Here is a 25993-nt window from a genome sequence, read left to right on the forward strand (position 1 = left end):
ATACGGACGCGAGTCTTCATGTGATGGGCCCCGGCTTTGTTTTTATTGTTTTGGCGTCATAGGTTGTCGTACAACTTCGCCGATTATTTACAGGGTGCGTGGGGTTTGTCAACGCACGATTAGTCGAATATCGACCGTTTCAGAGGGCCTGAAAGTGCCTCACGTGAATGAGAGTGAACGCGGCCGGGGGCCTCACAGTCCACCAGACACGTATTCACTTTTTCGGAGCATTTTCAATGAATCGTTTCACCCAGAAAGTCGTTGTGGTCACAGGCGCCGGTTCCGGAATCGGCGAAGCCACCGCTAAGCGTTTTGCCAGGGAAGGGGCCAGCGTGGTGCTCGTCGGCCGCAACGAAGAGAAATTGAAAAAAGTACACGCGCAACTGGAGGGCGAAGGGCACCTGGTCAGGGCTGCCGACGTGGCGGATCTGAGCGATGTCGAGGCGCTGTTCAAGGAAGTCGCCAGTCACTTCGGCCGCCTGGACGTGCTGGTCAACAATGCGGGCATCGTGAAGTCCGGCAAGGTCACTGAACTTGAAGTGCAGGACTGGAAAGAGCTGATGTCGGTGGACCTGGACGGCGTCTTTTATTGCACCCGCAGTGCGATGCCTGCGTTGATCGTCAGCAAGGGCAACATCGTCAACGTATCGTCGGTGTCCGGTATGGGCGGAGACTGGGGCATGAGTTTCTACAACGCGGCCAAAGGCGCGATCACCAACTTTACCCGCGCGCTCGCGCTGGACCACGGCGCCGACGGTGTGCGGGTCAACGCGGTGTGCCCGTCGCTGACGCGCAGTGAGCTGACCGACGACATGATGGACAACGCCGCGCTGATGGCCAAGTTCAAGGAACGCATCGCGCTGGGCCGCCCTGCCGAGCCTGAAGACATTGGCGATGTGATTGCCTTCCTGGCCAGCGACGATGCGCGCTTTGTCACGGGCGTCAACCTGCCGGTGGATGGCGGTCTGTCGGCTTCCAACGGACAGCCGCCGCAGGCTTGATCAGGGCAGTCAAAGCGTAATGGCCCCACCACATTCCGGTGCAGCGCAGTCGTGCAGCAGACACCGGACTGTGGGAGGCGGCCAAGCGCGCCCACGCCCGCCGGGCAGACACAGATGTCGGCGCTTCAAAAGACAGGCGTTTGATAAGTCGATGTTTGCCTGCGACAAACACGAAGCGCTGCCGTCAACCTGATGAAACACTTGCAACCATCCATCGCCCGACACGTCTGACTCGCGCATTGGCTGCCACACTGATTTTCGGAAATGCCTCGCGCGAACTGTCTGCCCTGATGCTTTCCGACGCCTCGAACCCTTCGTTGCGTTTTACGCCTGTGAGTCTGTCTCAGGGGCGGTAGCCATGCTCGTGGCGATCTGAATTCTCCATTGCTTTGATCCTCCGCCCGAAATGCAGGAGCCATCATGTTGAGCGCTCATCTGGCGCCAGCTGCCGGTCCTCTGGATATGCTGCGCAGCCTGTGGCGTCACCGACAATTGATCATCACCATGACCCGGCGCGAAGTCATTGGCCGATATCGTGGTTCGGTGATCGGTATCGCCTGGTCGTTCTTCAACCCGGTGCTGATGCTTGCGGTGTACACCTTCGTGTTCTCCGAAGTTTTCCAGGCCCGCTGGGTCGGGCAGGACCCCAGCAAGGGTGGTTTTGCCATCCTGCTGTTCGTGGGCATGATCGTGCATGGCCTGTTTGCCGAATGTGCGAACCGAGCGCCGTCGCTGATCATGAGCAACGGCAGTTTCGTGAAGAAAGTGGTCTTTCCTCTGGAGATACTGCCAGTCGTAGCGCTGGGCTCGGCCATTTTTCATACAGGCACCAGCCTTGTCGTACTGCTGCTGGCGCAGTTCATTCTGACTCACACCCTGTACTGGACGGCATTGCTGTTTCCGCTGGTGCTGCTGCCGTTGGGCATAGCCACTCTGGGCTTCAGCTGGTTGCTGGCCGCGCTGGGCGTGTACCTGCGCGATGTGAGCCAGGTCATCGGCGTGCTGACCACCGTGTTGCTGTTCCTCTCGCCGGTACTGTATCCGGTGGCCGCCTTGCCAGCGGTCTACCAGCCCTGGCTGAAGCTCAACCCGCTGACCTACATCATCGAAGAAAGCCGCAATGTGCTGCTGTTCGGAAACTGGCCGGACTGGCAAAGCATGGCGCTGGCAATGCTGATCGCCCTTGCGATCGCTGCAGCAGGCTTCGGTATCTTTCAGACAGCCCGCAAGGGGTTTGCCGATGTCCTCTGACGAAATCGCGATCAGCGTCCGTGATATTTCCAAATGCTATTACAGCTATGACCGGCCCGTGGATCGGGTCTTGCACTCGCTCGTGCCGAGGGTGCAGCGTCGGTTGCTCATGCCGGTGACGACCTATGGGCAGGCGTTCTGGGCGCTGCGCAATGTCGATTTCGAGGTGCGGCGCGGTGAAACCGTCGGGCTGGTCGGTCGCAACGGTTCAGGCAAATCGACGCTGCTGCAAATCATCTGCGGCATCCTGCGGCCGACCGGTGGCTCGGTTCAGATTCAGGGCCGTGTTGCAGCCTTGCTGGAACTGGGGTCAGGTTTCAACCCCGAATTCACCGGCCGGGAGAACGTCTATCTGAACGCCTCGGTGCTGGGGCTTAGCCGCGACGAAGTCGATCAGCGCTTCAGCGCCATTGCAGGCTTTGCCGACATCGGCGACTTCATCGACCAGCCGGTCAAAACCTACTCCAGCGGCATGGCGGTGCGCCTGGCGTTTGCTGTGCAGGCACAGGTCGATCCGCAGATTCTGATCGTCGATGAAGCGCTGTCGGTCGGCGATGCGAAATTTCAGGCCAAGTGCTTCGAGCGGTTGCGACAACTCAAACAGAACGGCACCAGCATCCTGCTGGTCACGCATGCCAGCGAACAGGTGGTTACTCATTGCAACCGGGCGATTCTGCTGGAAGGTGGCCGGGTGGAAATGAGCGGCGCCCCGCGTGCTGTCGTCAACCGCTACATGGACATTCTGTTCGGCCGTGAACGCCATGTGGCGCAGGCATCGCCGAGCCCTGTCGCACAGGAGCTTTGCCCGCAACAGCCCACCGCTCGCACTCAGAGACCGATGCTGAATTTCGAGCAGGATGCCTTCGAGTCGCGCCCCGGTTTCAATCCGCATGAATACCGTTGGGGCGATGGTGCGGCCATGCTGACGGACTTTAACCTGGCTGTTGAAGGGCGCGAGTTTCCACTCAGTATCGAGCCGGGCGCCGAGGTGCTGTTGCAGGTGGCGATCCGTTTCAATCGACTGGTCAGCCATCCGGTGCTGGGCTTCACGGTCAAGACCAAGGAAGGCGTCACAGTCTATGGCAGCAATTCCTGGCTGCTGGAGTGCGTGGCCAGCCGGCAATTCTACGAGGCGGGTTCGCAACTCAGGGCGTGTCTGCGTTTCAGGAACCGGCTGGCAGCAGGTGATTACTTCATTTCTCTGGGCGTTGCCTCTCGCGAGGGCGAAGAGATCGTTCCCCATGATCGTCGCTACGACGCCATTCACATTGTTGTGGCCCCGACCCCCACGCTGTTCGGGCTGGTCGATCTGGCCCTCATCATGGACTTCGATCAGGAACAGCCTAAATGAGTCATCTTGAGCAGAGCGGATACCGTCTGGACCGGCGTACGGGCGTGTGGGCGCGTCCTGATTACAAAGGGCTGGCGTACAGCGATGGCGATGAGCATGAAGAACGTCTGGCCGACATCGTGCGCCAGGCGCAAGACCTGAGCGTGCTTTCAACCGAACTGGGCCGGCACTGCACCGACTGGGTATCGCTTTATCATCTGGGCCGCGCACGGAGCAATCTGTTGCGTCCCTTCGAGCATTGCCTGACAGGCAGGGTGCTTGAAATAGGCGCCGGTTGTGGGGCGATCAGCCGTTATCTGGGCGAGTGCGGTGCCACGGTGCTGAGCCTTGAAGGCAGCCCGCGCCGAGCCCGGATCGCGGCCAGCCGGACACGTGACCTGGACAATGTCACGTTGATTGCCGAACGTTTCGAACAGTTCCAGTCGCCGCAGCGCTTCGATGTGATCACCCTGATCGGCGTGCTTGAGTACGCCAGTCTGTTCGATCAGGGCGATGATCCGGCGCTGGACATGCTGGTCAGGGTCCGCGAACTGCTGGAGCCCGATGGGGTTTTATTACTGGCCATTGAAAACCAGTTGGGCCTGAAGTATTTCGCCGGTGCACCAGAGGATCATCTGGGAACGCCGATGGCGGGCGTCGAAGGGCGTTATCCGGCAAACGGCCCGCAGACGTTCGGTCGCAAGCGCCTGACGCATCTGCTCGAACAGGCCGGCTTCAGCCGCTCTGAGTTTCTGTTTCCCGCGCCGGATTACAAACTGCCCAATTCCATCGTCACCCAGCGCGGCTTTGAACATCCGGACTTCGACGCCGCTGCGCTGCTGTGGCAGAACGTGCGCAAGGATCCACAACTGCCGGGGGCCACGCTGTTCAATCTGGAGCGCGTGTGGCCTGTAGTGGTGGATAACGGGCTGGGCATGGATCTGGCCAACTCGTTTCTGATCGCCGCGTCTTGTTCGCTGACGCCGCTCACCATGCCGAACCTGCTGGCGGGGCACTACAACGTCAGCCGAAAGCCCGGCTACTGCAAGCAGACCCTGTTCATCGAAACACCGGACGACATCGAGGTGCGGCACGAGCCGCTGCGCACGGACGGTACACCCCACAAGGACTTTCGCCATGTGCTCTCGCGTGTCGATCCCTATCGACGCGGCCGAGTGCTCAGCCAGCAGTTTCTTGAGATCGCCAGCACGCCCAACTGGACCGTCAGACAATTCGGTGCATTCGTGGCGCGCTATTGCCTGGCGTTGAAGGACCTGCTGGCGGGGCAGGGCCACGACTTGTCGTTGCAACGTCTGGATGAGCGCCTGCCTGGCGCGTTCATCGATGCGGTGCCGCAGAACATCATCCTCGACGCCGAGGGCCGGCCCACGCTGATCGACATCGAATGGGAAGCCGCAGCCGGTATCGAGTTGGGACACCTGTTGATACGTGCGCTGTTGCTGCTCATCGCCAGTGCCACGCCCTTCTGTAGCAGCGTGATGCCGCTGACGCGCCGTCAGTTCGTCACCGAGACGCTGTTTCATGCAGGGCTGGAAATCACACCGGCACAACTGGACGCCTTCATCGAACAGGAAGCACATTTCCAGGCGTTCGTGACCGGTCTTGACGCCAGTCGGTTTCTGAACTGGGAGGCGGACCGGATCATCAATCAACGGGTGTCGCCGACCGAATCCAAAATACAGGCCCGGCTTTACTACAGCGATGAAGTCGGCAACTTCAGGGAAGAGGCAGCCCTGAGCCTCGAAGTGCTGCCCGGACATCAGCACCTTCGTTTTTCGCTGAGCGGCATTGAAACCCGACCTCGATCACTGCGGCTCGATCCGGTCGACCGGCGCATGACGTTTTCGCTGGACAACCTGCGGATCGAAAAGGATCAGGCAGTGATCTGGCAGTGGGATGGCCAGACTGCGATGCTGCCTTCGGCGTCAGGTCTGCAAGAGGTGGAGCGCATCGGCTCTTCTCTGCTGTTCGTCAGTCTTGACGATGATCCGTATCTGCAACTGCCCGTCACCCTGTCGTCACGTGGTGACATTCGCGACCTGATCCTGACGCTCGATCTGGTGCTATACACCGATGAAGTCATCGCCCGCCGCATCAGTCAGGGGCTCAATTGGAGTCAACAGCACGAAACTTCGTTGCGCACGGCCGTACAGCCCCTGTCCGAACAGATTCAGGCGCTGACGCGGCGGGTCAGTGAGCTGGACAACGCCACGCAGTTGATCGAGAGGCATGTGATCGAAGGCGAGATCGGCACCATCCAGACCGTCGAACGGTTGTTGCAGGGAAATGGACATGACCTGCGCGAACGTGAGGACCTGATCAGGCAACTGCAACATGCCCTGCTTGAGTTGCAACGTGAAAAGGACACGCGCATCCATCAGTTGAATCTGCGCATCCACGAGCTGGAAAATTCCTACAGCCGCAGGCTGGCTGCGCCGATTCGGCACACGGTGTTGACCACACATCGCCTGGCAAAGGCTTCGCGGCGCCTGCCGGCGTTGATTCGCCGCGGCGGTGGCTTCCAGGCCACCACTCGGCGCGCTGCAATGGTATTTCGTGAGGAGGGTGTGCGTGGCCTCATGGAGCGCTTGCGCTGGTTCAACGCGGTGGGGCATGCGACCGGTCAGGCTACTTTGGCCTCTGAAAACGAAGTACCTGACCGTCATGACTACGCGGCGTGGATCAAACGCTATGACACGTTGAGTGACAGCGCTCGTCACGCCATGCTGGAAGAGGTCGGCAACTGGGAAAATCCTCCGCTTATCTCGGTCATCATGCCGGTCTTCGATCCGCCGCCGGATATGCTTCGCGAGGCCATCGACAGCATCAGGCAGCAGGTTTATCCGCACTGGGAATTGTGCATCGCCGACGACGCTTCCCGGCAACCTGCCGTACACGACCTTCTCAGGAAAGTGCAGCGTCAGAGCCCACAGATAAAAGTCGTGGTGCGCAGCGAGAACGGTCATATCTCGGCGGCCAGTAATTCAGCCCTGGACCTTGCCCGTGGGCGATACATCGCGCTCATGGACCATGATGACCTGCTGCCGGAGCACGCCTTGTACTGGGTGGCTCGCACTATCGTCCTTAATCCCGATGTCGGGGTGATCTATTCGGACGAAGACAAGATTGATCAGCGTGGGGACCGAAGTGCGCCGTACTTCAAGTCCGACTGGAACGCCTTTCTATTCCGTTCTCAGAACATGATCTCTCACCTGGGCGTCTATCAGCGCGACCTGGTCAATCGCGTGGGCCGTTTCAGAGCAGGGTTCGAAGGTTCACAGGATTACGATCTCGCATTGCGCTGTACGGAAAAACTCGGCCCTGCGCAGATCGTCCACATTCCGCGTGTGCTTTATCACTGGCGTATCCATGCAGGCAGCACTGCCGTTGCGTCGGATGAGAAACCGTACGCTGTCCATGCTGCGGTCAAGGCGTTGGAGGATCATCTGCATCGCACCGGACGCAAGGGCGAGGTCGAGTTGTTGCCATTTGGTATGTACCGGGTGCATTACGCGCTGCCAGAGCCGGCACCGTTGGTAAGCCTGATCATCCCGACACGCAATGCCTGGGCCTTGCTCAAGCAATGCATCGACAGCATCCAGCGCCTGACCACGTACCCGCATTATGAAATCATCGTGATCGATAACGGCTCGGACGAAGCCGAATCGCTGGCGTATTTCGCACAGATCGGTCAGCAAACCGATATCCGCGTCCTTCGGGACGACCGACCATTCAATTATTCAGCCTTGAACAATCTGGCGGTCAGCCAGGCTCACGGCCAAGTGATCGGGTTGATCAACAACGATGTAGAGGTCATTTCGCCGGACTGGCTGGGTGAGATGGTCTCGCTGGCGTTGCAACCTGGCGTCGGGGCGGTGGGCGCGCGGTTGTGGTTTCCCGATGATCGCCTGCAGCATGGCGGGGTGGTTCTGGGGATAGGCGGCATCGCCAACCATGCACACAAGTTTCTGCCCCGAGGTCAACACGGCTATTTCGCCCGCGCCGTGCTGATTCAGGAGTTTTCTGCGGTGACGGCGGCCTGTCTGGTGATCAAGAAATCAGTGTTCGAGCAGGTCGGCGGGCTTGACGAGGTCAACCTGAGAATCGCCTTCAACGATGTCGACTTTTGCCTGCGTGTTCGGGAGGCGGGCTACGTCAACGTCTGGACGCCGTATGCCGAGTTGTATCACTACGAATCGGCTACTCGCGGTTTCGAGGACTCGCCGGAAAAACAGCAGCGCTTCGACAACGAAGTGGCCTATATGGCCCGGCGCTGGCCGAAGATCAGAAGCGACTATGCCTACAACCCCAACCTGACGCTGGACGACATTGATTTCGGGCTGGCCTGGCCTCCGCGTGTTTCTGACTAACGCGGTCCGGGCGCTGCGTTGACTCTGAACCATGACCAGCCTTTTTCGCTGTGGTGCAGCGCCAGCGTCGGGTTGAGGCTTAGCTGTGGCTGGTCGCTGTCAGGCGCAAGAACCAGGCTCGCACCCGTCTTATTGAAATCCTGGGTCTGAAAGTTGATCAGCACCGTCACCATGTCCGGATGCGGCACGGTCATGTCTGACGCGCCCAGCGCCCGCTGCCTGGCGCGTAACAAAAACAGCGCGGCGAGAGGCAGCAGGTAATAGTAAAACGAGGCTATTTCACTTTGGTTGACTGTCGAGTGCTCGATGAAGGCCAACGCTGTGAGATTTGTGTAGCCCTTGAAAAGCATGTGCCAGGGCACATTGCCGCCCACTTCAATATGGCGCTGCCCAGGGTACACCGTGCGCACCATGGCGTGGATGGCTTCCTGCGCGCTCAGCCACCAACTCACCAGCAGGATGCCAGCGATCAGCACCGCCAGCAGAATGGCCAGAAAATGCTCGAGTCTGATGCGCCGGTATAACCGGCCGCGCAGCATCACACCGGTCAGCAGCGCAATGAACACGCAGCCCACCGAGACCTGCCAGGGTGGATACAGCAGCAACACAAAGCCTGCCAGTGCAAGTCCGGCCAGCACACCGAGTGGCAACAGGGCCCGTGTGTTGCGGGTGTTGATGATCTTCAGCAGACATAACAACGCCACGCAGGGGAAATGCACGGCATACGCTGGCCAGAACGACCAGGCCACTACATAAGGCGCGGCGACAAACAGCAGGGCAAACAGAAAGCCCTGTCGCCAGCGGCCCGGCGTCAGTGCGTTCAGCAGGTGAGCCAGCGCCAGAAAACAACCGAATGGCGGAAACCACCAGTACCAGGCCAGTGCTCGTTTCAGGTCCAGGATAAAGAATCCCCAGGTCGCCGGTTTGGCCAGTGCTGATACATGCGCCACCGGCACGCCCGCCATCCCCACGATCAGCATGTTCTGTCCGTCCAGCCCCAGCGACGTATTGAGCACCGGATAGCGCGGCGTATGGTTGTGCTGGGCGATGGCCATGGGCGTCAGCACCAGCCATTCGTCACTGCGAATCGGGCGCTCGTGGCCCCAGATCCGTGTCATGTCGGCGTCCACGAACGGCGTATTGCGCAGCCCCAGATTCAGTGACGATCCCGTCAGACCCAATGCCGTGAGCAGCAGGAATAAAAATACGACACAGAGGCTGAAGGCAGTCGGTTCGCTCATCCTGATCTTCAATCCGGTGCTGACTGTCCGCGTTATCCAGGTGGTGCGAATGAAACTGATGGCGATAGCCAGCAAGGCCGTCAGGATGATGAGCTTGATCAATGGTCAGTCCTTGCGCTTGTAAAGCGCCAGGGAGAGAAAGAACCAGGTCAGCATGATGGGGTCGAGCAGGTCGCCGCTTCTGTCATAAGTGCGCGCAGTGACCTTGAACAGCATCTGCCCGACGGAAATCCCCAGCACACAGAGCAGGGCCGCCAGATACACCCCCCGGTCAGGCGCCACTGTTCAGGTACTTGTTCTGGAGGTGAATGGGGCGTCTGGGAACCGCCTGCACGTCATGACCAATGAAGGCCAGAATCAACTGGATGCCCACCAGAACGGGCAGCGCCGAGACCATCACCGTCCCCGCCGAATTGGCGACACCGGTCTGCGAGGCATGCACCCAGTGAAACGCACCGAACACGCTGCCGAACATCAATAGCAACACGCCCAGCGGCAGTTCGAAGGATGCCAGTGACATATCACGCAGGTAATAGTTGTAGAACAGGCGCTTGAACAGATTGCGTGCATGCTTGCCAATGAATTCGCCAAAAACGCGGGACACCCTGAGGTTGCTGACTTCGTCGCCGTAGTGGGCGTGCATCGGGATGTCCACCACCACGGCGCGCAGGGTGCCCAGACGGAACAGCATGTCGCTCTCGAAAAAATAACGCTGGCTGATCTTGCCCATCGGTAACTGGCGGGCGACGTTTCGATGGATGGCGGTGTAGCCATTGGCCGGGTCGAACAGATCCCAGTACCCAGAAGAGAGTTTATTGAGCAGGGAGAGGGTCGCGTTGCCAAAGATGCGCAGCCCCGGCATACGGCTGATTTCTTCCAGATTGAAGAAGCGATTGCCCTTGGTGTAATCCGCTTCGCCTGTAGTGATAGGGACGACGAAGGCAGGAATCAGGGCCGGATCCATCTGTCCGTCACCGTCGAGCTTGACGATGACGTCCATGCCGTCAGCCAGCGCAGCCGCGTAGCCAGCCATCACTGCACCGCCCACCCCCAGATTGACGGCGTTGAACAGAATGACGACGCGTGCGTCGTGGCAGTGTTGCTCGACCTCTTCGCCGGAGCGCTCGGGGCAGCAGTCGTCCACCACATAGATGCGGTCGACTTCCTTGCCGATGCCGGTAATGACGTTACTTATATGCTTTCTTACGTTGAAGCAAGGAATGACTACGGCAACCTTCAATGCATCAAGGGTGATCGTATTCGCCATCATGAAATGGGCCTGACTGCTCAGGAAACCTTAACTACAGTTAAGTACAGTTGGTGGCGAAGTTCCAGAGCCAGACGGTGTTAAAAAATTGAACGCTGTCTGGCAAGTTCATTGATGAAACAGTGTCCGTTTAATTAACGACGCAGGCAGTACGTTGCCGGTTCGGTTCATGATGCTTCCTGCGTCAGGTCTTTAAACTTTCAAGTCGAAACTACCCATGAACACATCGTCTGAAATCGATATTTCAGGTCTGAGGTGTTACGACAAAACTGTCGAAGCTGTCACCTATAGCGTTCCACGCGGCATTACCCGCGAAGCCCGCGGTCGTGTCTGGATTGTTCGTGTCCTGAAGAACAAACAGGTACAGGTCTATGCGCGTTTTCCGGACTTGCGCTACAGCGGTACCCGCCGGGCGCTGAACGCCGCCATCATCCACTTGCTCCACAGCGGCCACGCGTGGCGGCGCGAGGACGTGCTGCAGCTCGACGAGCACGCTGCCGTGCACTGGCGCAAGCGTAGCGGGGTCGGCCTTTGCGCCGTGGCTTACGTGACCCGTCCAGGGCCGGGGCGCGGTGAAACCTTATTTCTTTCGACCTACAAGCGGGTGGCCAGCGGACGCGGTCTGGACAAGTTTCGCTCCCGCTTGATTGAAGTACTCGAGAACGCTTACACCCTGCATCATGACGGACCGGATATTCCGTATTCGATACAGAAGAAGATCAGGCACGACATTGATCTGATAATGGAAAGCGATTATTACCGGGCGTTTATAGAGGCCGGTAAAAGAAAGGCTGATCACATTGCGGTGGCTGAATATGTAAAGCGGTTGTCGCGTTAACGAGCGCTCGTCCGGAACATGCGAGTCTGAAACGGTTCGGGTATTAACGCGGTGGCCAGGCGGCGCATTCGGTATAAAAACTGACAGTTCTTACAGTATGCGCCATCCCGGCGGGTCGGCAGAATGAAGCCATCAGACGGTCGAACAGATGAATGATGTTCTGACGACACGGTTGATAAATGTTGCCCGGATAGCTCAGTTGGCAGAGCGCCGTATGAAACACTACGGAGGTCGGTGGAGTCGAGGACACCTCCGGGCACCTTCTTCATTTCAGGCAGTGCCTGTCACGCCTGAACAATCAAGCCCGGTCATGCCGGGCTTGATTCATTCTGCAGCCTGCCTCAAATCTTGAAGTGACTGACCATCGTCTGCAGTTGTCCGCCCAGGCGGGCAAGTTCGACGCTGGAGGCGGCGGTTTCTTCACTGGCTGAAGCGGTCTGTTCGGACACATCGCGAACGTTGATGATGCTGCGGCTGATTTCCTCGGCCACTGCACTCTGCTCTTCAGCGGCTGCCGCGATCTGCTGGTTCATCGCCTGAATGTTGGAAACCGTCTGCGTGATGCTGTTCAGCGAGGTGCCGGCCTTGCGGCTGAGCTGCACGCTGCTGACCGTCAGATCACGGCTGCTGAGCATGATGCTGGACACCTGGCGTGTACCGTTCTGCAGCGCGGCGACCAGATTCTCGATTTCCTCGGTGGACTGCTGGGTGCGTTGCGCAAGGCCACGGACTTCGTCCGCGACCACCGCGAACCCACGTCCGGCTTCCCCGGCGCGCGCGGCTTCGATGGCTGCGTTGAGCGCGAGCAGATTGGTCTGCTCGGCAACCGCCTTGATCACGTCCATGACTTTGCCGATCTTGTCGCTTTCCTGCTCCAGCAACGTCATGGCGTCGGAAGAACGCACCACTTCGGCGGCCAGTTTTTCGATCTGACCGATGGCCTCACTCACCACCTGATCCCCGGCGCGTGCTTCCTTGTCGGCGGTCGACGCGGCTTCGGAAGCCTGTTCGGCGTTGCGCGCCACTTCTGCGACCGTGGCCGACATTTCGTGCATCGCAGTCGCCACCTGATCGGTTTCGACTTTCTGGCTGTTTACACCGGCACTGGTCTGTTCAGTCACTGCCGACAACTCCTCGGCGGCGCTGGCGATCTGCACCACGCTGTCGCGGATACCGCCAATCAGTTGGCGCAAGGTCGTGCCCATGCGCTGGATGCCCTGTTGCAGCACGCCCAGTTCGTCCCTGCGGGTCACCACCATGGTCTGCGACAGGTCGCCCGATGCGATCCGGTCGACCACTGCCATTGTTTCCTGCAGAGGACGGGTGATCTGCCGCGTGATGATCACCGCGGCAATGATGCCCAGAATCATGGCCAGCAGGGTGCAACCGATCTGCATGTTGCGGGCCTGAGCACTTTCCGCGTCGCGACGATCCAGTTGCAGCTGATACATGGCCTCGCTGAGCTTGACGATGTCCTGCCCTTGTGTGGTCATTTCCTTACGCGCCTGGGCAATGTCGCCGCTGGACGCCTTGAACGCCTGCAAGGTCGTGCGATAGGCCTGGAAGGACGTTTCCAGTTGCTTGAGCGCGTCGGCATGGGTGCTGCCGAACGTGGCTTTCAACTGATCGAGGTTCTTGATCGCGTTATCCAGCTTTCTTGCGGCAGACTGTTCGTTTTCCGGCGAGATGTCAGTCAGGTAACCGCGGACTTCGTAGCGTGCCTGCATCAGGTCGTCCTTGGCGCCGACGATCAGCTCGTACTGGTTGAAACGGTTTTCATCCGTGGCATCCAGCTGCTTCACGTCGGCCAGAATCCGGTCCAGCATCTCGGTGACCTTGGTGGCATGAACCGTCAGATCCTTGCGCAACGCGATGCTGGTCTTGTAACCGCTGCGCATGTTGTTCAGGGATTTCTGATAATCAGCGATCACCACGCCCAACTGCTCGAGCATTTTCACGTTCGCTGGGCTCTTGAACGAGGTCAGCAGCTTTTCCTGGTAAGCCTTGAAGCCATCCAGTGAGACCTGAACGGTTTCGGCGACCTTTTCATCGCCGTCGGCCACCATATATTGCAGGCGTGTTACCCGTAACTTGGTCAGCTGCGCGTTGAGCGAGGTGATGTCACTCATCCAGTTGCTGCGGTCGATCAGCCCACTCAGGCTGCTCCATCCCGTGAGCGCAAGAATGGCAGTAAAAACAAGTACAAGCCCGAATCCGAGGGCCAGCTTCATATTCACGCTGATGTTCGCGAACCAGCTGTTCATGACGTTCTCCGGTACAACATTGTAAAAAGTAAGGGCTCTGGAGGATTTAACGTGAATACGACCGCCAAGGCATTGGATACAGACCCTATCGGCAGCATCTCGCCAAGCTGAAATTAAAAAATACAATTAATCAAAAACCGCCTGTCCCCCTTTCACAGGCTTTCTTTCGTTGCCCGACGCGGCTATAAAGGGCGCCTCGAGAACATTGAAACAGCTTGGCACTGTCATTAAACAGTCGCCAGAATGCTGCCTGTGCTCGTGCCGTGAAAAGGCTGTAGAAGTTTGAACACATGGAGTGTTCATGGAAAACAACTTTGTATGGCCCATTATCCGAGTCTTCGGACCTGCCTATACCTTTAGAGATGCTTTGAAATGACTTTGAAGTTTCGTCATAAAATTCTGCTGGCGGCATCGGGCGTTGTCGTTCTGGCATTCGCTCTGTTCACGCTTTACAACGATTATCTGCAACGCACCACCATTAACCAGAACCTCGAGTCCTCAGTGGGGCAGGCGGGACAACTGACCGCCAGCAGCGTGCAGAACTGGTTGAGCGGACGCATTCTGGTGCTGGAAAACCTGACCCAGGACGTGGCTTATCAAGGCGTTGGTTCTGACCTGAGCGGGCTGGTTTCCCAGTCGTCGTTGGTGTCGACCTTCCAGTTCACCTATGTCGGCGACAGCAAGGGCACCTTCACCCAGCGTCCCGACGTCGAGATGCCCGCCGGTTACGATCCCCGTCAGCGCCCTTGGTACAAATCGACGGTCGATGCTGGCAAGACCATCATCAGCGCGCCCTATCTGGCCTCGGTCGGCGGCCTGGTCGTGACCATCGCCAGCCCGATCAAGATCAACGGCCAGCTGGCCGGTGTCGCGGGCGGCGACCTGAGCCTCGATACGCTGGTGAAGATCATCAACTCGGTGGAATTCGGCGGCATGGGCTACGCGTTTCTGGTCAGCGGTGACGGTCAGGTGATCGTCAGCCCCGACAAGGAACAGGTCATGAAAAACCTGAAGGACATCTATCCCGGCCAGACGCTGAGCCTGGACAAGCGTATGCGCGAGGTCACGTTGAATGGCCAGCAACGCCTTCTGTCGTTCACCCCGATCACCGGCCTGCCATCGGCTGACTGGTACATTGGTCTGTCGATCGACAAGGACAAGGCGTACGCGCCACTGAGCCAGTTCCGCAGTTCTGCCATCGTTGCCGGCCTGATCGCAGTGATCGTGATTGCCATGCTGCTGAGCCTGCTGATTCGTGCCCTCATGCGCCCGCTGACCGATATGGGCCGTGCCATGCAGGACATCGCGCAGGGCGAGGGTGACCTGACCCGCCGCCTGAGCATTCAGGGCCGCGATGAGTTCGCCGATCTGGGCAGCTCGTTCAACCAGTTCGTCGAACGCGTTCACGCCTCCATCGTGGAAGTGTCCTCCGCCACGCTGCAGGTGCATGACCTGTCGCAGCGCGTGGTGCAGTCTTCCAACTCCTCGATCATCGGCTTCGATGAGCAGAGCGCGCGCACCAACAGCGTCGCGGCAGCGATCAACGAACTGGGCGCTGCCACCCAGGAAATCGCCCGCAACGCCTCGGATGCCTCCCTCCAGGCCAGCGAAGCGCGCACCCAGGCAGAAGACGGTCAGGTGGTAGTGGAAAAAACCATCCATGCCATGAGCGAACTGTCGACCAAGATCAGCGATTCCTGCACTCAGATTGCCCAGCTCAACGCCAGCACCGACAACATCGGGCAGATTCTGGACGTGATCAAAGGCATCTCGCAGCAGACCAATCTGCTGGCCCTCAACGCCGCCATCGAAGCTGCACGTGCCGGTGAAGCCGGTCGTGGCTTTGCCGTGGTGGCCGATGAAGTGCGTAATCTTGCGCACCGTACTCAGGTGTCTGCCGACGAGATCCACAACATGATCGGCGAGCTGCAGACCGGCTCGCAGGACGCCGTGGTGAACATGAACGAGAGCCAGGCCTCCAGCCAGGGCAGCGTCGAAGTCGCCAACCAGGCCGGCAACCGTCTGCGCGACGTGACCCGCCGCATCGGCGAAATCGACGGCATGAACCAGTCGGTTGCCGCTGCGACCGAAGAGCAGACTGCCGTGGTGGAAACGCTCAACATCGACATCAACCAGATCAACTCGCTCAACCAGCAGGGCGTTGCCAACCTCAACGAAACCCTCAAGGATTGCGCCGCGCTTTCCCAGCAGGCCGGGCGTTTGAAACAACTGGTGGCCAGCTTCAAGATATAACTCGAGCCGCCATTGAAACAAAAAAGGGCCATCCATGTGACGGCCCTTTTTTGTTGGTTAGTATTGATAACTTTCTGTAAGGAAATGAGGTGTGACACTGATTGTTATCGGGTCACATCTGGGTGAATGTCAGGGGTTGTTGAGGAATGTTTGACGTTATTCGTGAAGGCAATTAATGGTTTGAAAAGTCTGACTTTTAAAAATTTTCCCGGACGCGTTTAAATGAGTTTTGCTCAATCCGTCAAATGCAGTTGTAGAGACAAACCGGTTATTACAGACATGTTCGTTCAAAACTGTTCAATGTTCAGAAAAGCAATCACTGTTCGTCGGATTTTTATGTTTATTGAATGAGCAGATTAATAACCGTCATCTTCTTTTGTTACCCGCTCCTGCCAGACAGTGATTGGTTTCATGGCAGGAGTCGCCTGCGGGTTTACGCTTCATCCGCCTTGTTTTGATTGCGGTCCGAGTACGTCGACGCCACCGGGCTCGGCTTGCTGACTACAGCAGCCGACTTGCGCTGACCCACCAGATCATCCGGGTTCAAAAACAGATTCATGCGCGGGATCACCTCAATGCGCGGCTTCTTGTCAGGCCGCTCGGCCTGGCGCGTATTCCGGTTGAAGTGACGAAGCTCATGCACGTCGATGGGCTCCTCACCGGCCAGCACGAACATCGGCAGGTTGCTGTGGATCATGGCGTCGTAACGGGAGCTGGCCGAGAAATACACCATCGCCCTGGGATGCGGAGCCACTTTCTTGTACTTGATGAGACTGGCCTGATCCGACAGATTGACGATCCGCCGCAACTCGGCACCCGCCGAAGTCTGCTCGATAGCCACTCGGTCTTTTGAAGCCTGCTGCTCGGCTGCCTTGCTCAACAACTCCCGAACCTTGCTCACCGCCACCCGCTCGCCGCCCGTCGTGTGTCCGGCCCAGGTGAACACGATCAGGCGAGGGCAGATATCGAACACCTGCGTGTGACGCCCCAACTGCTTCATGCTGAACATCGGCCCCAGCGCCTGACGCAGAATCTTCGACCGCGCCGTGGTCGCCAGATTGAGCTCGATCCGCGTCTGCTCGATCGCCGCCATCAAGTCATCCTTGAGCTGATTGATCTCCTTCACCCAAGGCAACACACTGCGGCTCAACGCAAAATAACCCGGCAACCGCATCACCGTCCCCGGCGCCTGACCGGGAAGCCGCTCGAACAACGACATCGCCCGCACCGTCGCCTCAATCGCCGCCTGACCCTCCAGCGGCTGCACCTCAATCAGATCCAGCGCCTTCTGCTGCGCCAGCACCGGCAACTGCCACACCTGCCCATGAACCACCCACTGAGGCCACATCTGATTGAATGCCGTTATCTGACTGACCAGACGGGCGTGGACAGTCGTTATATCGACGTACATAGTGATCTCCGAAAAATTTAATACCACCCCCAGTGTAGCGCGTGTGCTTAAGGATGCAATTCGTAGGTCACTGTGTTTTTAATGTTGGGCCGGTGATTAACAGCAGACGTGTTAACACGTACAACATAGTATTTGGTTTATGCAGTATAAGGATTACGCATCGCATGTTAGGTGCAGGCGATGCGCTAGCGGAATAAATATTTTCCTGACTAATGCTTACGGTTATTTTATCCAGGCAATTTTTTCGTCGTCCAGATAAGCAAGCCCGGTCAGCGTGCCTGCTATTGCTGGCAATTTAGAAAAAGCTTCTGATGTGTAGGTGAGAGGGAGCGCGCTTCTCACTGCCTTCGCTTGTTCTGGATACTCATCCCAGGAAGGCTTCATGATGCCGTTCCAGAATGACACCGCTGTGCTGTCATCAAGAAGAATCACTGGCTTCAAGTACTCTACGCTTTCGTCGCCATCCCAGTACAAATAGCCCAAGTAATGGCTTCCGTCCCTGCCTGTAAAATGGGCGCGGACGATAATTTGAGAGTCAACGCTTGACTCGGTTTCAGAAAGAGGACGTACAGTAAGCTCGTCTTCTACTGAGTCGTCCATAGGGAAAACCCATATGCCGCTGTAGGCCAGATCACCAAGCGTCAGGTCGTAAACTTGTTTTTCACGCATGTTTGAATACCTACCTGATCAGATGTCTTATTGATTCAAATAGCTCAGGCCTTCCGATTTCTTCGTAGGCTTTGCGCAGTCCAAGATTTATTTGCTCAGCAGTATAGCTTGCCGGTTTCCCACCAGCCAGAGGCGGTAAATATTTACTTATTGCCTTGTGCATCGCTTCTGGGTTGATTTTGCCGGTGTGGCTGTATTGTGTAATTAAGGTTGCTGGATGGTCCAGCATATCGTTCTTTGTATAACCCAGCATTTTGCCCAAGTATTGAGGCAGAATATGGTGTGCTTGGAAATCCTTGTTCAACCCTTGGAGTTCTTTATAAGTTGGGCTTGTGGGGCTGGGTATCACCTTTTCAGCCCTTTTGGCATCAAGGCGTTTATCCGAAAGCGACTCGATGGAAGGTGAGTAGGGCTTCTGATCCTCGAACGTACCTTTGCCGGAATTCCGCCCTTGAAATTCAGGTCTTTTTCTCAGGGCATCTTCATGCTCCAGCATCCACTGACCTAAACGCGCGCCCTTGGGACTGCCCCGCATTTCCTGCGCGAGGACTGTCGCGTTCCCTCTGCCTCGCGTGAGGTAGGCTACGATGGCACCCAGAAGCAGAGTCACGACTTCAACATGTCCTAAGGCGATGTGATGAGTCGCACTCTGTTGAGCATAAGGATCATCCTGAATGAAAGGACTCAAGCCGGGCTCGCCGCGAGGTCCGTTCCATGCGGCTTTGATGCCTCTCACGTAGTGCTCAGCAATCTTCGGTAAGCCGTCGACGAAGAACTCGGCGATAGATTCAAGACCGAGCATGCCGAGTATCCAGGTGCTGACCTGCAATCCCATTGCTGCGCCCGCAACACCCAATGGAACCGCGCCAACGCCGCCGAAGAAAGCTCCGAAGCCTGCACCGACGGTTGCGCCCGTCAACACGCTACCTGCGACGATCATTGCCATTTGACTCACGGCATCTATCAGATCGTTCAGAACGCTGGAAATGTCGAGATCTGCGTAGCGTTGCCTCAATACGCGGCCTGCTTCCCATTCAGCATGGATGAACGCGGTCCTGACGCTACTGACGCGGCGAATCTTGAGCCCAATGGAATCGACTCGTTCGTTCGAGTATGTGCGATAAGTTGCGCCTCCCTGATAGCCCATCGCATGAGTGATGCGGTTTTCTATGTCAAACCATGACGGTACGATGCCTCTCAAAAACATTCATTTCTCCCTGAGCGAATTTTGAGTGGGTGAATCCGTACCAGCACATCCATGTTCCGGTACGTTGGCGACCCCATAGGTAGGTGACCTGCTGCCCGGAAGATCGCGTTTCAGCCTGCCTGTTTGCAACAGGGTAATTACTCACGGAAGAAATAGAGAGTTTCTTACAAGTACTGGGACAGTATCTGTATGGTCCTGTAGCTAAAATTACCTTCCTGACGGCTATTACTCGATGTATTCGAGGTGAAGGATGGAGTTGGCGGAGTCGATCCCGTGTTCAGCTAAGGCAACTCTTCCAGTCTCGACTACCGCGCCGTCAAATGATGTACCGCATCTCGGCGTCTTGTTACGTATTTTTGAGCTTTGCAGCGTTTGAATCAGGCTAATTTTCTGGAACTCCCGCTGCGATTGATTGTCTGATCGACGCTTTACTCAAAAAATCATCTGTGGTCGTTTGGCTACCAAGGAGAGGTAAAAGATGGCTTTCGACGCGTTCATTCAAATTGCGGACATTCCCGGCGAAGCGCTAGATGAGAAGTACAACAAATGGATAGAAATCACAGGCTATAACTTCGGCGTTAGCCAAAGCACCTCCGCAACCGCCAGTTCCTCCGGAGGCGCTTCATCTGGTCGCACAACCCTGACTAATTTCACCTTCACCAAAAATCTGGACAGTGCCAGCTGCAAGCTGATGGAAGCCAGCTGCGCAGGTCAGCACTTGAAAGAGGTGAAGCTAGTGCTATGCCGTGCAGGTACCGACAAGCTCAAATACTAAGAAGTGGTGCTTGAAGAAGTCATCATCGCCGACTATACGCAAAGCGCGAGTTCCGGTATCCCGATGGAGATCGTACAGCTCAATTACGGTCGGATCAAAAGTACCTATACGCTTCAGAAACGTGTTGATGGCACGGCGGGCGGTAACGTCACCGGCGGGTGGGACCGGATCAATAATAAAAAGTATTCGTGAGGCAGGATCATGGCCGAAGTCCGTTCGTTCATCAATCCAAGGGCGCAGACCTTTGATTCCCTCAAAGCTAATCTTCCGATTCCTAAAAATGCCAAGGCCAAGTTTGTAGCCTTGAATTCGCATATCTCGGGAGGCGTCGTCCTGCCGGGTGAAATCGTTATCATTGGCGATTCGTCTACACCTTCGTCTACCGCGCAAGAAGCCTATACGATGGTAAAGGCTGTAGAGGTGCATACGGCCTTGCTCACCAACGGCGTAGGCGCAGACGATTTCTTCCTCGACAATTTCGAGTTGCTCAAGAAAATGATTTCCTACACCTCCATGGGTATAGGTGCTACAAGCGATGCCTGGAGCAAGCACATGGATGCCATCAAGGAGTCACTCCAGAGCATAGAAAATCTGTACCGGCAACACATGGGCTCCGGTGCGATGACAAATAGGGACGCCTTTTACGCCAAGCGCACAGAATTATTCATGAAACTGGAAAAGCAGCTTGATAGTTTGGCTGCACTGGGCGCAGGGCTGCGTAATGAAGGTTCTATAAAGCGATTACTGGGGCTTTCTACTAACAGCTACATGCACACGGGAGAGATTGCGGGCTACGCGGATAAAGTGTCTGGTGTGGCGAAAGCGTCTAAGTGGATCAAAAGGGGAACGTATATAGGCACTGCGCTTGAGGTCGGTTCCACTGCACTGGCAATTCGTAATGCATGTGCATCAGGACGTGAAGAGCAATGCAGAAGAGCAAAATATGTTGAAGGAAGTTCCTTGGTGGGAAGCATCGCCGGGGCCTCTGGAGGCGGAGCGCTCGGAGCTCCGATAGCGGGAGGAGTATGTTTGGTGGCGCTAGGCATAACGACAGGCCCTGGCGCACTGGCCTGCACCGTTATAGGAGGTGCAGCTGGTGGCTGGGCTGGAGGCGAAGGCGGTCAGTGGGTCGGCGAGAAAATTGGCGAATATATTTATGGGACTGTTACTAAATGACAGACGTCCCGATAGGTTTGGTAGGAATTTTCATAATATTACCACTTATGGTTAACCTGATTGCAATAGCTGTTATTGCACATAAATATATCGGTGTTATAGAAGGCTATCTACCAAACTGCTCTGCTGTGTCCACTATTAAAGAAGCGTGGTCAGGTGGTGGCCTTTTAGGTAAAGTCATTCGAGGCGGCATGATTGCGATAGTCATCATGATGCCGAATATCAGCGCAAGAAGAGGCGTTATCGATAAGGATGAGGTGAGCAGACTGCCTGCTTTCTACAAGAGAGTGTTGGTAATTCCAATGGCTATAAATTTTTTCCTATTTGCTGCTTTGATGGGATTAAGGTTTGCTGGATATTTGTTAGGGCTCTAAGTTTGTTACGATGAGGTGGTTCAGAAGTATCAGCTACGCAAGGGGCGTGGTTGAGCTTGGCGAGCTGTTGATGGGTTTTAACGTTTGTTGGGTATTTTGGGAAAAAATCAGCTTTATAAATCTTCTCTATGAGTGATGAGTAATGGCCAGTGAGCATATGGTATTGTTATCCGGCGTTGTTATCGCGCTTCTGGGGGGCGTTTTATTTGCAGCGGTGGTTATTGCTCATCAGTATATTGATGCGATCGAGGCCTGCCTTCCGAGTTGTTCTTACGTTGGAGGCAATAAACGAGTCTGGTCAAAAGCTGGTCTGCTCGGTGAAGTCATGAGAGGGGGCATCCTTGCGATGGTACTACTCATGCCCAAGATGCACGCCAAACGAGGTTTGATCGACGCTCAAGAGGTGAAAAATGTTCCCAAACACTATAAGTATCTTCTTACTGTTCCGTTAGTTACCTGCGGTGTGTTGCTCATGGTTCTGTTGGCTTTGAATGTGGCAGAGAAGTATCTTGGGTGATTTCTTGAAATAGCTGAATATTCGCTAAATTGTAGGGTGGATGCACTGGGTGGCGCGAATTATTAATGTTTTCGTGACATGCGAATACCTCGCCAAAGGAATACTGATGATTCTGCCCAGCTTGTTGTAAAGCCGGAAGATCCTGATAGCTCTAAGGCAGCGGCTGCACACCTGCCAACGCTGACCATGAACCACCTGGATTTTTACGTGCAGGGAGCGTGACGCGGGATCAGTCCTTGGGCAGCTCTTCCAGCTTGGCCTCTACCGCGTCATCGAAAATGATGAACAGCGCCTCAGCGTCCGACGAGCGCAGTTTTCGTGTGCTTTCGAGGCTTTGGATGAGCTCGATCTGGATAGCGCGCTCGGCTTCCAGATCCTTGCGGGTGCTGGTGGCGTTGAGGGCGCGGAGAAGGTCGTTCATCTGATCGCGGATGGGTTTCTGGAGTCGCAGGAGGTCTAGTTTTTCTTGGGGCATGGGGTGCTGTCTCTTGGGAGCTGCTGGCTAAGCGAGCGATACATCTGCGTTTCACCAAGTTCCCCGCAACAGAGCGGGAAGCCTTCGTATTGATCTGGCATGGTACAGCCAGCTTCGTCGTTCAGCCGAGAGATTACTGCCTCCATACGTCAGCAGGCTGATTCTCGATCAGTCACTGAACCGACTGGCTGTAAGGGATCCACGCTCCGATTTCCAGCGACCCAATTTATTGGCTGCCACGGAGTCGCTGCTGAAGGTCGTATTGATGGTTCCACAGCCTGCCAGGCTGGCAGAGAAAATGAGGGTGCAAAGGATTTTCACATTAGCGTCCTGCTTTGATTTTTCCCAAGGCTAACGAGCCAGGCCTCTGCTGACCATCACAGACTCCATCTGCCGCCGCGCTACGGTGACTGCTTCACAAACTCAACCTTCTTCACGAAGATCAACGAGTCCTCGGCACCAGGCCCGGCGATGCGGTCGTTGTTGAGCTCGCTGGCAACAGTGACCTTCACAGTCTTGCCAATCATGTTCGGCAGCAAAGTCGCTTCACTTTCGTCTTCTGCAACAAACCATTCACCGCATTGCCCATCGCAATAAGCCGTGAACCGTCGCCCGTCATTGACGAGCACCGTGAGGGTGTAGTCATTGATGCCACCGCCAGCAATCAACGCGCCCAGCAAAGTTTCCGGTTTGGTCAGGTTGAAGTGGCAATAGGCAGGCGCGTTCGGATCATCGCCCAGCAAACCGCAACCGCGCTCGACTTCGCTGTTGATCATCGCGCAACTGTTGGCCACGTTGCACGGCGGGTGGGTTGCAGGGGAGACGTTGATGCATTGTTTGACCAGAGACTCAGCGCGTTTCTGACCGATGGCCTCGGCGCAGGATTTATCGGAGGCGTTGACTTGAAATGACACCAGCAGGGTGATGAGTAGGGAGAGGGTGAGGGCGCTTGGGTGCATGGCGCGTCCGCTGGCGAGTGAGAAGTGCGTCAGCGAGATCAACCTTCAATGTCTAGACCAGGGCTAGCGGGCTCTGGCATGTATCGCTGACTCCGTTATTCTGGCATTTGCTGAGGCCGTTGTGAGGGCTTGTTGTTCAAAGCTTTCCGCAAGCATTTGAACCATCGATTCGGTGCGGCCCACCCACGTCGCATTCGATCAACGGGGCGGGTCGGCGCTTATGTGCATCCGGGATATTCGGGCGGTTACCTACCGCTGCCCTGTGAGCAGGCATGTCATGGCTTGAATACCACTGAACATGTACCACGGATCCGGGTCCTGGCAACTGGTCTGGAGCATGGCCACTTTGAGAGGCTGAGCACTCTCGATTTGACTCACAGTGGAGACATTTGACATAGATGGTGAATGAACGATTTGTCCCAACTCTGTAGCCCTCCAGCCAGATTGAAAAAAACCAAACCATGGAAAGGAATATGCCTATGAAGGTGATGTTAGCTGGGTTGTTCGCGTCGCTGCTAGCGGCTTGGTCCAACGTGTCCATTGCACGTGAGTCGCCTATCGAGGCCAGTGGTATACGCTCGGACTTCGTGTGCACGCAGGATGCGGGTGTTTCGGTAGGTCCTCAGAATTCAGATGCACAACGTTTATTCCTCTATGCTCGCCATCTTGAATATTTGCACGAGGGTGATTTCGATAGAGGGAGTATCGACGAATTCAATCGCATCAGTCGCTATTACCGTATCGCGTCCGCGTATGGAAACGCCGATGCAACCGAGGCATTGAGGGCCTTACAGTGGAAGCTGATCGATGACAGCTACGATGGCGTTGTCACTCAGCTTCGCCGCAATCGAGAGAAAGAGGCCGAGCGCCTGACGACGCTTCTCACACAGCAGTATCCGTCGCGAGGTTACCTGCTCCAGGCCAACATATATGCCCAGGCATGGAATCTTACTGACGCATTCATCCTATACCGCAAGGCGGCGGACCTTGGCAATGCCCAGGCGCAGTACCGACTGGCCCAGTATCTCGATGTCAATTCGACCGCAATGGCCAAAGCATTCGGGGCGAATGCCAAGGACATCGCATTCGCGTTGCCACTCTATCGCTGTGCTGCCCAGCAAGGACACGGTAGTGCGATGTATCAGCTTGCCATCAAACAAGCCAAAGACCGGCGCTATCCAGAAGCTATTACGGGACTCCAGCAAGCGGCAATGATGGGGGAAACTGCTGCTGCATTCAGACTTCGGGAGGCTTTTGGCGAGCAAGCGAACGGGCCGCTATCACTAGGAATGAAGAGTGACGCCGCGCGTTACGAAAGATACGAGAAGATCCGTAGTTTCCTGATCCATGAGCAAAACTTCGCTCCGCGAGTGCCTGACCTGAATCAAATTGTGCCGTTGCCTCCTGCAGCTTTGCCCGAATGGGACGGGGCCTTTCTGTGGAAGAAAGAGCAGAACGCATCGCGGGAGACTCCATCGGAGACGTTGATCGCACACATGGCCAAAGCCAAGGGATTGGACCCGATGACAGGACTATCGAAGGATGCGGCGCCGTGAAAGCGATATAGCTTGCGGGCGATAAGTCGCCTCGGACATGCGCTATACCTTTCCCCGCGGCGCTTTGAGGGTGTTAGAGAAAACCCTCGTGCAAGGGGGTTGCGGGCAGTGTTGGGCCTAAGTCCGCTTTCAGTTCCATTGCTTCCGAAACCCCTACAGCTGTGCAAACATAAGTGTCGGCGATATACGGCAACGCTCAACGTAAGTGGCTAGTTTCACGGTGAGCACCGGTCGATGCCTGACTCAGAGTATCACACCAGCCGAAAACGCTAGCTATAGACAGCACAACGCCCCGAAAAGGGGGCGCTGTGTAGGATAGTGGGCCGGGGTAATCTGAACTGTTTATGTATCTTTTTGAAAAATATAAGAAAATACCAGTTAATAATATCCTTGGAATACCATTTGGAATACCTAAAAGCTGAATCTTCACTCAGAAGGCCGAGCAGCCCGTGAGCATTGCTTCGATGTGCTACCAGTCGCGCACGGGATTTTCGAGTCGGTCCTTCGCATCAGCTTTTTCAGCCTTCAGCCCAGCCTTTTTGATCAAGCCTTCCAAGGTTTCTGAAATGGTTTTCCCTTGTTTGCGAGCGAGGTGGTCGAGCTGCCGCTTCACCCGCACATCAAGTGTAAAGCTGTACGCCTTTCTCTCGGCTAAGCCATCTCTGTACTGCTTCTGCCGCCACGCTGCTTTCATATTTCTGATAAGCAACACCATGGAGGGGGTATTTGGTCGTCCTTGGCTCCACTCGAGTATGACCCCCCGTGGGGAGGCGAGACGGAGCTGGTGATCGATATACCCCTTCGTCTTCAGGTAATCGAGTGCCCATGCAGCTTTTTTTTCATCTAGAAGACTAAGCCAGGACCGGAGAATTTCCTCCAGTTCGATTCTTCCACTATTACTGGCCCGATCATCGCGCATACAGCATCCGTCTTTTTAAAGGTTAACGGTGCTAGGTTACTGTGTTGCGCTACATCGTTACAACACTTGTTTCATGATTTGGTGACGTTACGCCGTAACGATGCTGGTTATTCTTATTT

At 56.2% G+C, this 25993-nt stretch carries 20 protein-coding genes, 1 tRNA gene and 3 pseudogenes; 13 read left to right on the forward strand and 11 right to left on the reverse strand.

The annotated features are described in order from the left end of the window. Window positions 1-236: 236 nt before the first annotated feature. The 4 genes from KDX39_RS16730 (at window position 237) to KDX39_RS16745 (ending at window position 7973) form a co-directional block, all read left to right on the forward strand. Window positions 237-1001 carry an SDR family NAD(P)-dependent oxidoreductase gene (locus KDX39_RS16730; protein WP_099226752.1) on the forward strand — a complete coding sequence of 255 codons (765 nt, stop codon included), beginning with the start codon at window positions 237-239 and terminating at the stop codon, window positions 999-1001. 420 nt (window positions 1002-1421) lie between these two features. Continuing rightward, window positions 1422-2252 carry an ABC transporter permease gene (locus KDX39_RS16735; protein WP_442964550.1) on the forward strand — a complete coding sequence of 277 codons (831 nt, stop codon included), beginning with the start codon at window positions 1422-1424 and terminating at the stop codon, window positions 2250-2252. Beyond that, the gene (locus KDX39_RS16740) at window positions 2242-3603 is read left to right on the forward strand and encodes an ABC transporter ATP-binding protein (RefSeq protein WP_231661122.1); all 1362 of its coding nucleotides are present in this window, start codon (window positions 2242-2244) and stop codon (window positions 3601-3603) included. Before KDX39_RS16735 ends, KDX39_RS16740 begins: the two co-directional genes overlap by 11 nt. After that, window positions 3600-7973: a glycosyltransferase gene (locus tag KDX39_RS16745; protein WP_231661123.1), complete on the forward strand. Its 4374-nt coding sequence runs from the start codon at window positions 3600-3602 to the stop codon at window positions 7971-7973. Before KDX39_RS16740 ends, KDX39_RS16745 begins: the two co-directional genes overlap by 4 nt. Here the strand turns inward: KDX39_RS16745 and KDX39_RS16750 are convergent. Genes KDX39_RS16750 through KDX39_RS16760 form a run of 3 tightly spaced genes read right to left on the reverse strand, consistent with a single transcriptional unit; the run spans window position 7970 to window position 10484 of the window. Further along, complete coding sequence (locus KDX39_RS16750; protein WP_231661124.1) at window positions 7970-9316, reverse strand: DUF7657 domain-containing protein; 1347 nt, start codon at window positions 9314-9316, stop codon at window positions 7970-7972. The genes KDX39_RS16745 and KDX39_RS16750 overlap by 4 nt on opposite strands. Before the next feature lie 3 nt (window positions 9317-9319). Continuing rightward, complete coding sequence (locus KDX39_RS16755) at window positions 9320-9496, reverse strand: hypothetical protein (RefSeq protein WP_231661125.1); 177 nt, start codon at window positions 9494-9496, stop codon at window positions 9320-9322. Continuing rightward, window positions 9486-10484 carry a glycosyltransferase family 2 protein gene (locus tag KDX39_RS16760; RefSeq protein WP_231661126.1) on the reverse strand — a complete coding sequence of 333 codons (999 nt, stop codon included), beginning with the start codon at window positions 10482-10484 and terminating at the stop codon, window positions 9486-9488. The genes KDX39_RS16755 and KDX39_RS16760 overlap by 11 nt, the downstream gene beginning before the upstream one ends. Before the next feature lie 214 nt (window positions 10485-10698). On the opposite strand from KDX39_RS16760, the gene KDX39_RS16765 reads away from it, so the two are divergent. Next, on the forward strand, window positions 10699-11319 hold the full coding sequence (locus KDX39_RS16765; protein WP_231661127.1) for a hypothetical protein: 621 nt from the start codon (window positions 10699-10701) through the stop codon (window positions 11317-11319). A 184-nt stretch (window positions 11320-11503) separates the two neighbouring features. Further along, window positions 11504-11578, forward strand: a tRNA-Phe gene (locus KDX39_RS16770). A gap of 82 nt (window positions 11579-11660) precedes the next feature. Here the strand turns inward: KDX39_RS16770 and KDX39_RS26655 are convergent. Together KDX39_RS26655 and KDX39_RS26660 are read right to left on the reverse strand one after the other, a co-directional pair. After that, window positions 11661-12578 carry a methyl-accepting chemotaxis protein gene (locus tag KDX39_RS26655; RefSeq protein WP_371321835.1) on the reverse strand — a complete coding sequence of 306 codons (918 nt, stop codon included), beginning with the start codon at window positions 12576-12578 and terminating at the stop codon, window positions 11661-11663. Beyond that, window positions 12564-13583 (reverse strand): annotated as a pseudogene (locus KDX39_RS26660) (methyl-accepting chemotaxis protein); the annotation flags it as partial. The gene KDX39_RS26655 and the pseudogene KDX39_RS26660, both read right to left, overlap by 15 nt. Window positions 13584-13955: 372 nt before the next feature. Between KDX39_RS26660 and KDX39_RS26665 the strand changes: the two are divergent. Both KDX39_RS26665 and KDX39_RS26670 read left to right on the forward strand, forming a co-directional pair. Beyond that, window positions 13956-14930, forward strand: a pseudogene (locus tag KDX39_RS26665) (cache domain-containing protein); the annotation flags it as partial. Between the two features lie 120 nt (window positions 14931-15050). Next, complete coding sequence (locus KDX39_RS26670; RefSeq protein WP_371682135.1) at window positions 15051-15836, forward strand: methyl-accepting chemotaxis protein; 786 nt, start codon at window positions 15051-15053, stop codon at window positions 15834-15836. 433 nt (window positions 15837-16269) lie between these two features. Here KDX39_RS26670 and KDX39_RS16785 read toward each other — a convergent pair whose 3' ends face one another. The 3 genes from KDX39_RS16785 to KDX39_RS16795 form a co-directional block, all read right to left on the reverse strand. After that, a complete protein-coding gene (locus KDX39_RS16785) occupies window positions 16270-17247 on the reverse strand; it encodes a DNA replication terminus site-binding protein (protein ID WP_231661130.1) in 978 nt (325 codons plus the stop codon). A gap of 222 nt (window positions 17248-17469) precedes the next feature. Beyond that, window positions 17470-17916 (reverse strand): hypothetical protein, encoded by a 447-nt coding sequence (locus KDX39_RS16790; protein WP_231661131.1) that lies wholly within the window; start codon window positions 17914-17916, stop codon window positions 17470-17472. Between the two features lie 10 nt (window positions 17917-17926). Further along, window positions 17927-19123, reverse strand: a complete 1197-nt coding sequence (locus KDX39_RS16795) for a DUF6861 domain-containing protein (RefSeq protein WP_231661132.1) — start codon at window positions 19121-19123, stop codon at window positions 17927-17929. Window positions 19124-19601: 478 nt separating this feature from the next. Here KDX39_RS16795 and KDX39_RS16800 point away from each other — a divergent pair. The 4 genes and pseudogenes from KDX39_RS16800 (at window position 19602) to KDX39_RS16815 (ending at window position 21965) form a co-directional block, all read left to right on the forward strand. Then, a pseudogene (locus tag KDX39_RS16800) lies at window positions 19602-20090 on the forward strand (Hcp family type VI secretion system effector). 9 nt (window positions 20091-20099) lie between these two features. Continuing rightward, a complete protein-coding gene (locus KDX39_RS16805; RefSeq protein ID WP_231661133.1) occupies window positions 20100-21074 on the forward strand; it encodes a hypothetical protein in 975 nt (324 codons plus the stop codon). Further along, entirely contained in the window at window positions 21071-21448 is a 378-nt protein-coding gene (locus tag KDX39_RS16810; RefSeq protein WP_231661134.1) for a hypothetical protein, read from the forward strand. The genes KDX39_RS16805 and KDX39_RS16810 overlap by 4 nt, the downstream gene beginning before the upstream one ends. Before the next feature lie 142 nt (window positions 21449-21590). Next, window positions 21591-21965, forward strand: coding sequence for a hypothetical protein (locus tag KDX39_RS16815; RefSeq protein WP_231661135.1), 375 nt, complete (start codon window positions 21591-21593; stop codon window positions 21963-21965). Between the two features lie 229 nt (window positions 21966-22194). Here KDX39_RS16815 and KDX39_RS16820 read toward each other — a convergent pair whose 3' ends face one another. After that, window positions 22195-22440 carry a hypothetical protein gene (locus tag KDX39_RS16820; protein ID WP_083181524.1) on the reverse strand — a complete coding sequence of 82 codons (246 nt, stop codon included), beginning with the start codon at window positions 22438-22440 and terminating at the stop codon, window positions 22195-22197. Between the two features lie 401 nt (window positions 22441-22841). Then, on the reverse strand, window positions 22842-23399 hold the full coding sequence (locus tag KDX39_RS16825) for a hypothetical protein (RefSeq protein ID WP_231661136.1): 558 nt from the start codon (window positions 23397-23399) through the stop codon (window positions 22842-22844). A gap of 479 nt (window positions 23400-23878) precedes the next feature. Here KDX39_RS16825 and KDX39_RS16830 point away from each other — a divergent pair, with 479 nt between their 5' ends. After that, on the forward strand, window positions 23879-24955 hold the full coding sequence (locus KDX39_RS16830) for an SEL1-like repeat protein (RefSeq protein WP_231661137.1): 1077 nt from the start codon (window positions 23879-23881) through the stop codon (window positions 24953-24955). A gap of 469 nt (window positions 24956-25424) precedes the next feature. On the opposite strand, the gene KDX39_RS16835 is transcribed toward KDX39_RS16830, so the two are convergent. Continuing rightward, window positions 25425-25874: a hypothetical protein gene (locus KDX39_RS16835; protein ID WP_231661138.1), complete on the reverse strand. Its 450-nt coding sequence runs from the start codon at window positions 25872-25874 to the stop codon at window positions 25425-25427. Between the last annotated feature and the right edge of the window lie 119 nt (window positions 25875-25993).

The organism is Pseudomonas sp. CDFA 610 (genome assembly GCF_021147865.1).
GTDB lineage: Bacteria > Pseudomonadota > Gammaproteobacteria > Pseudomonadales > Pseudomonadaceae > Aquipseudomonas > Aquipseudomonas alliivorans.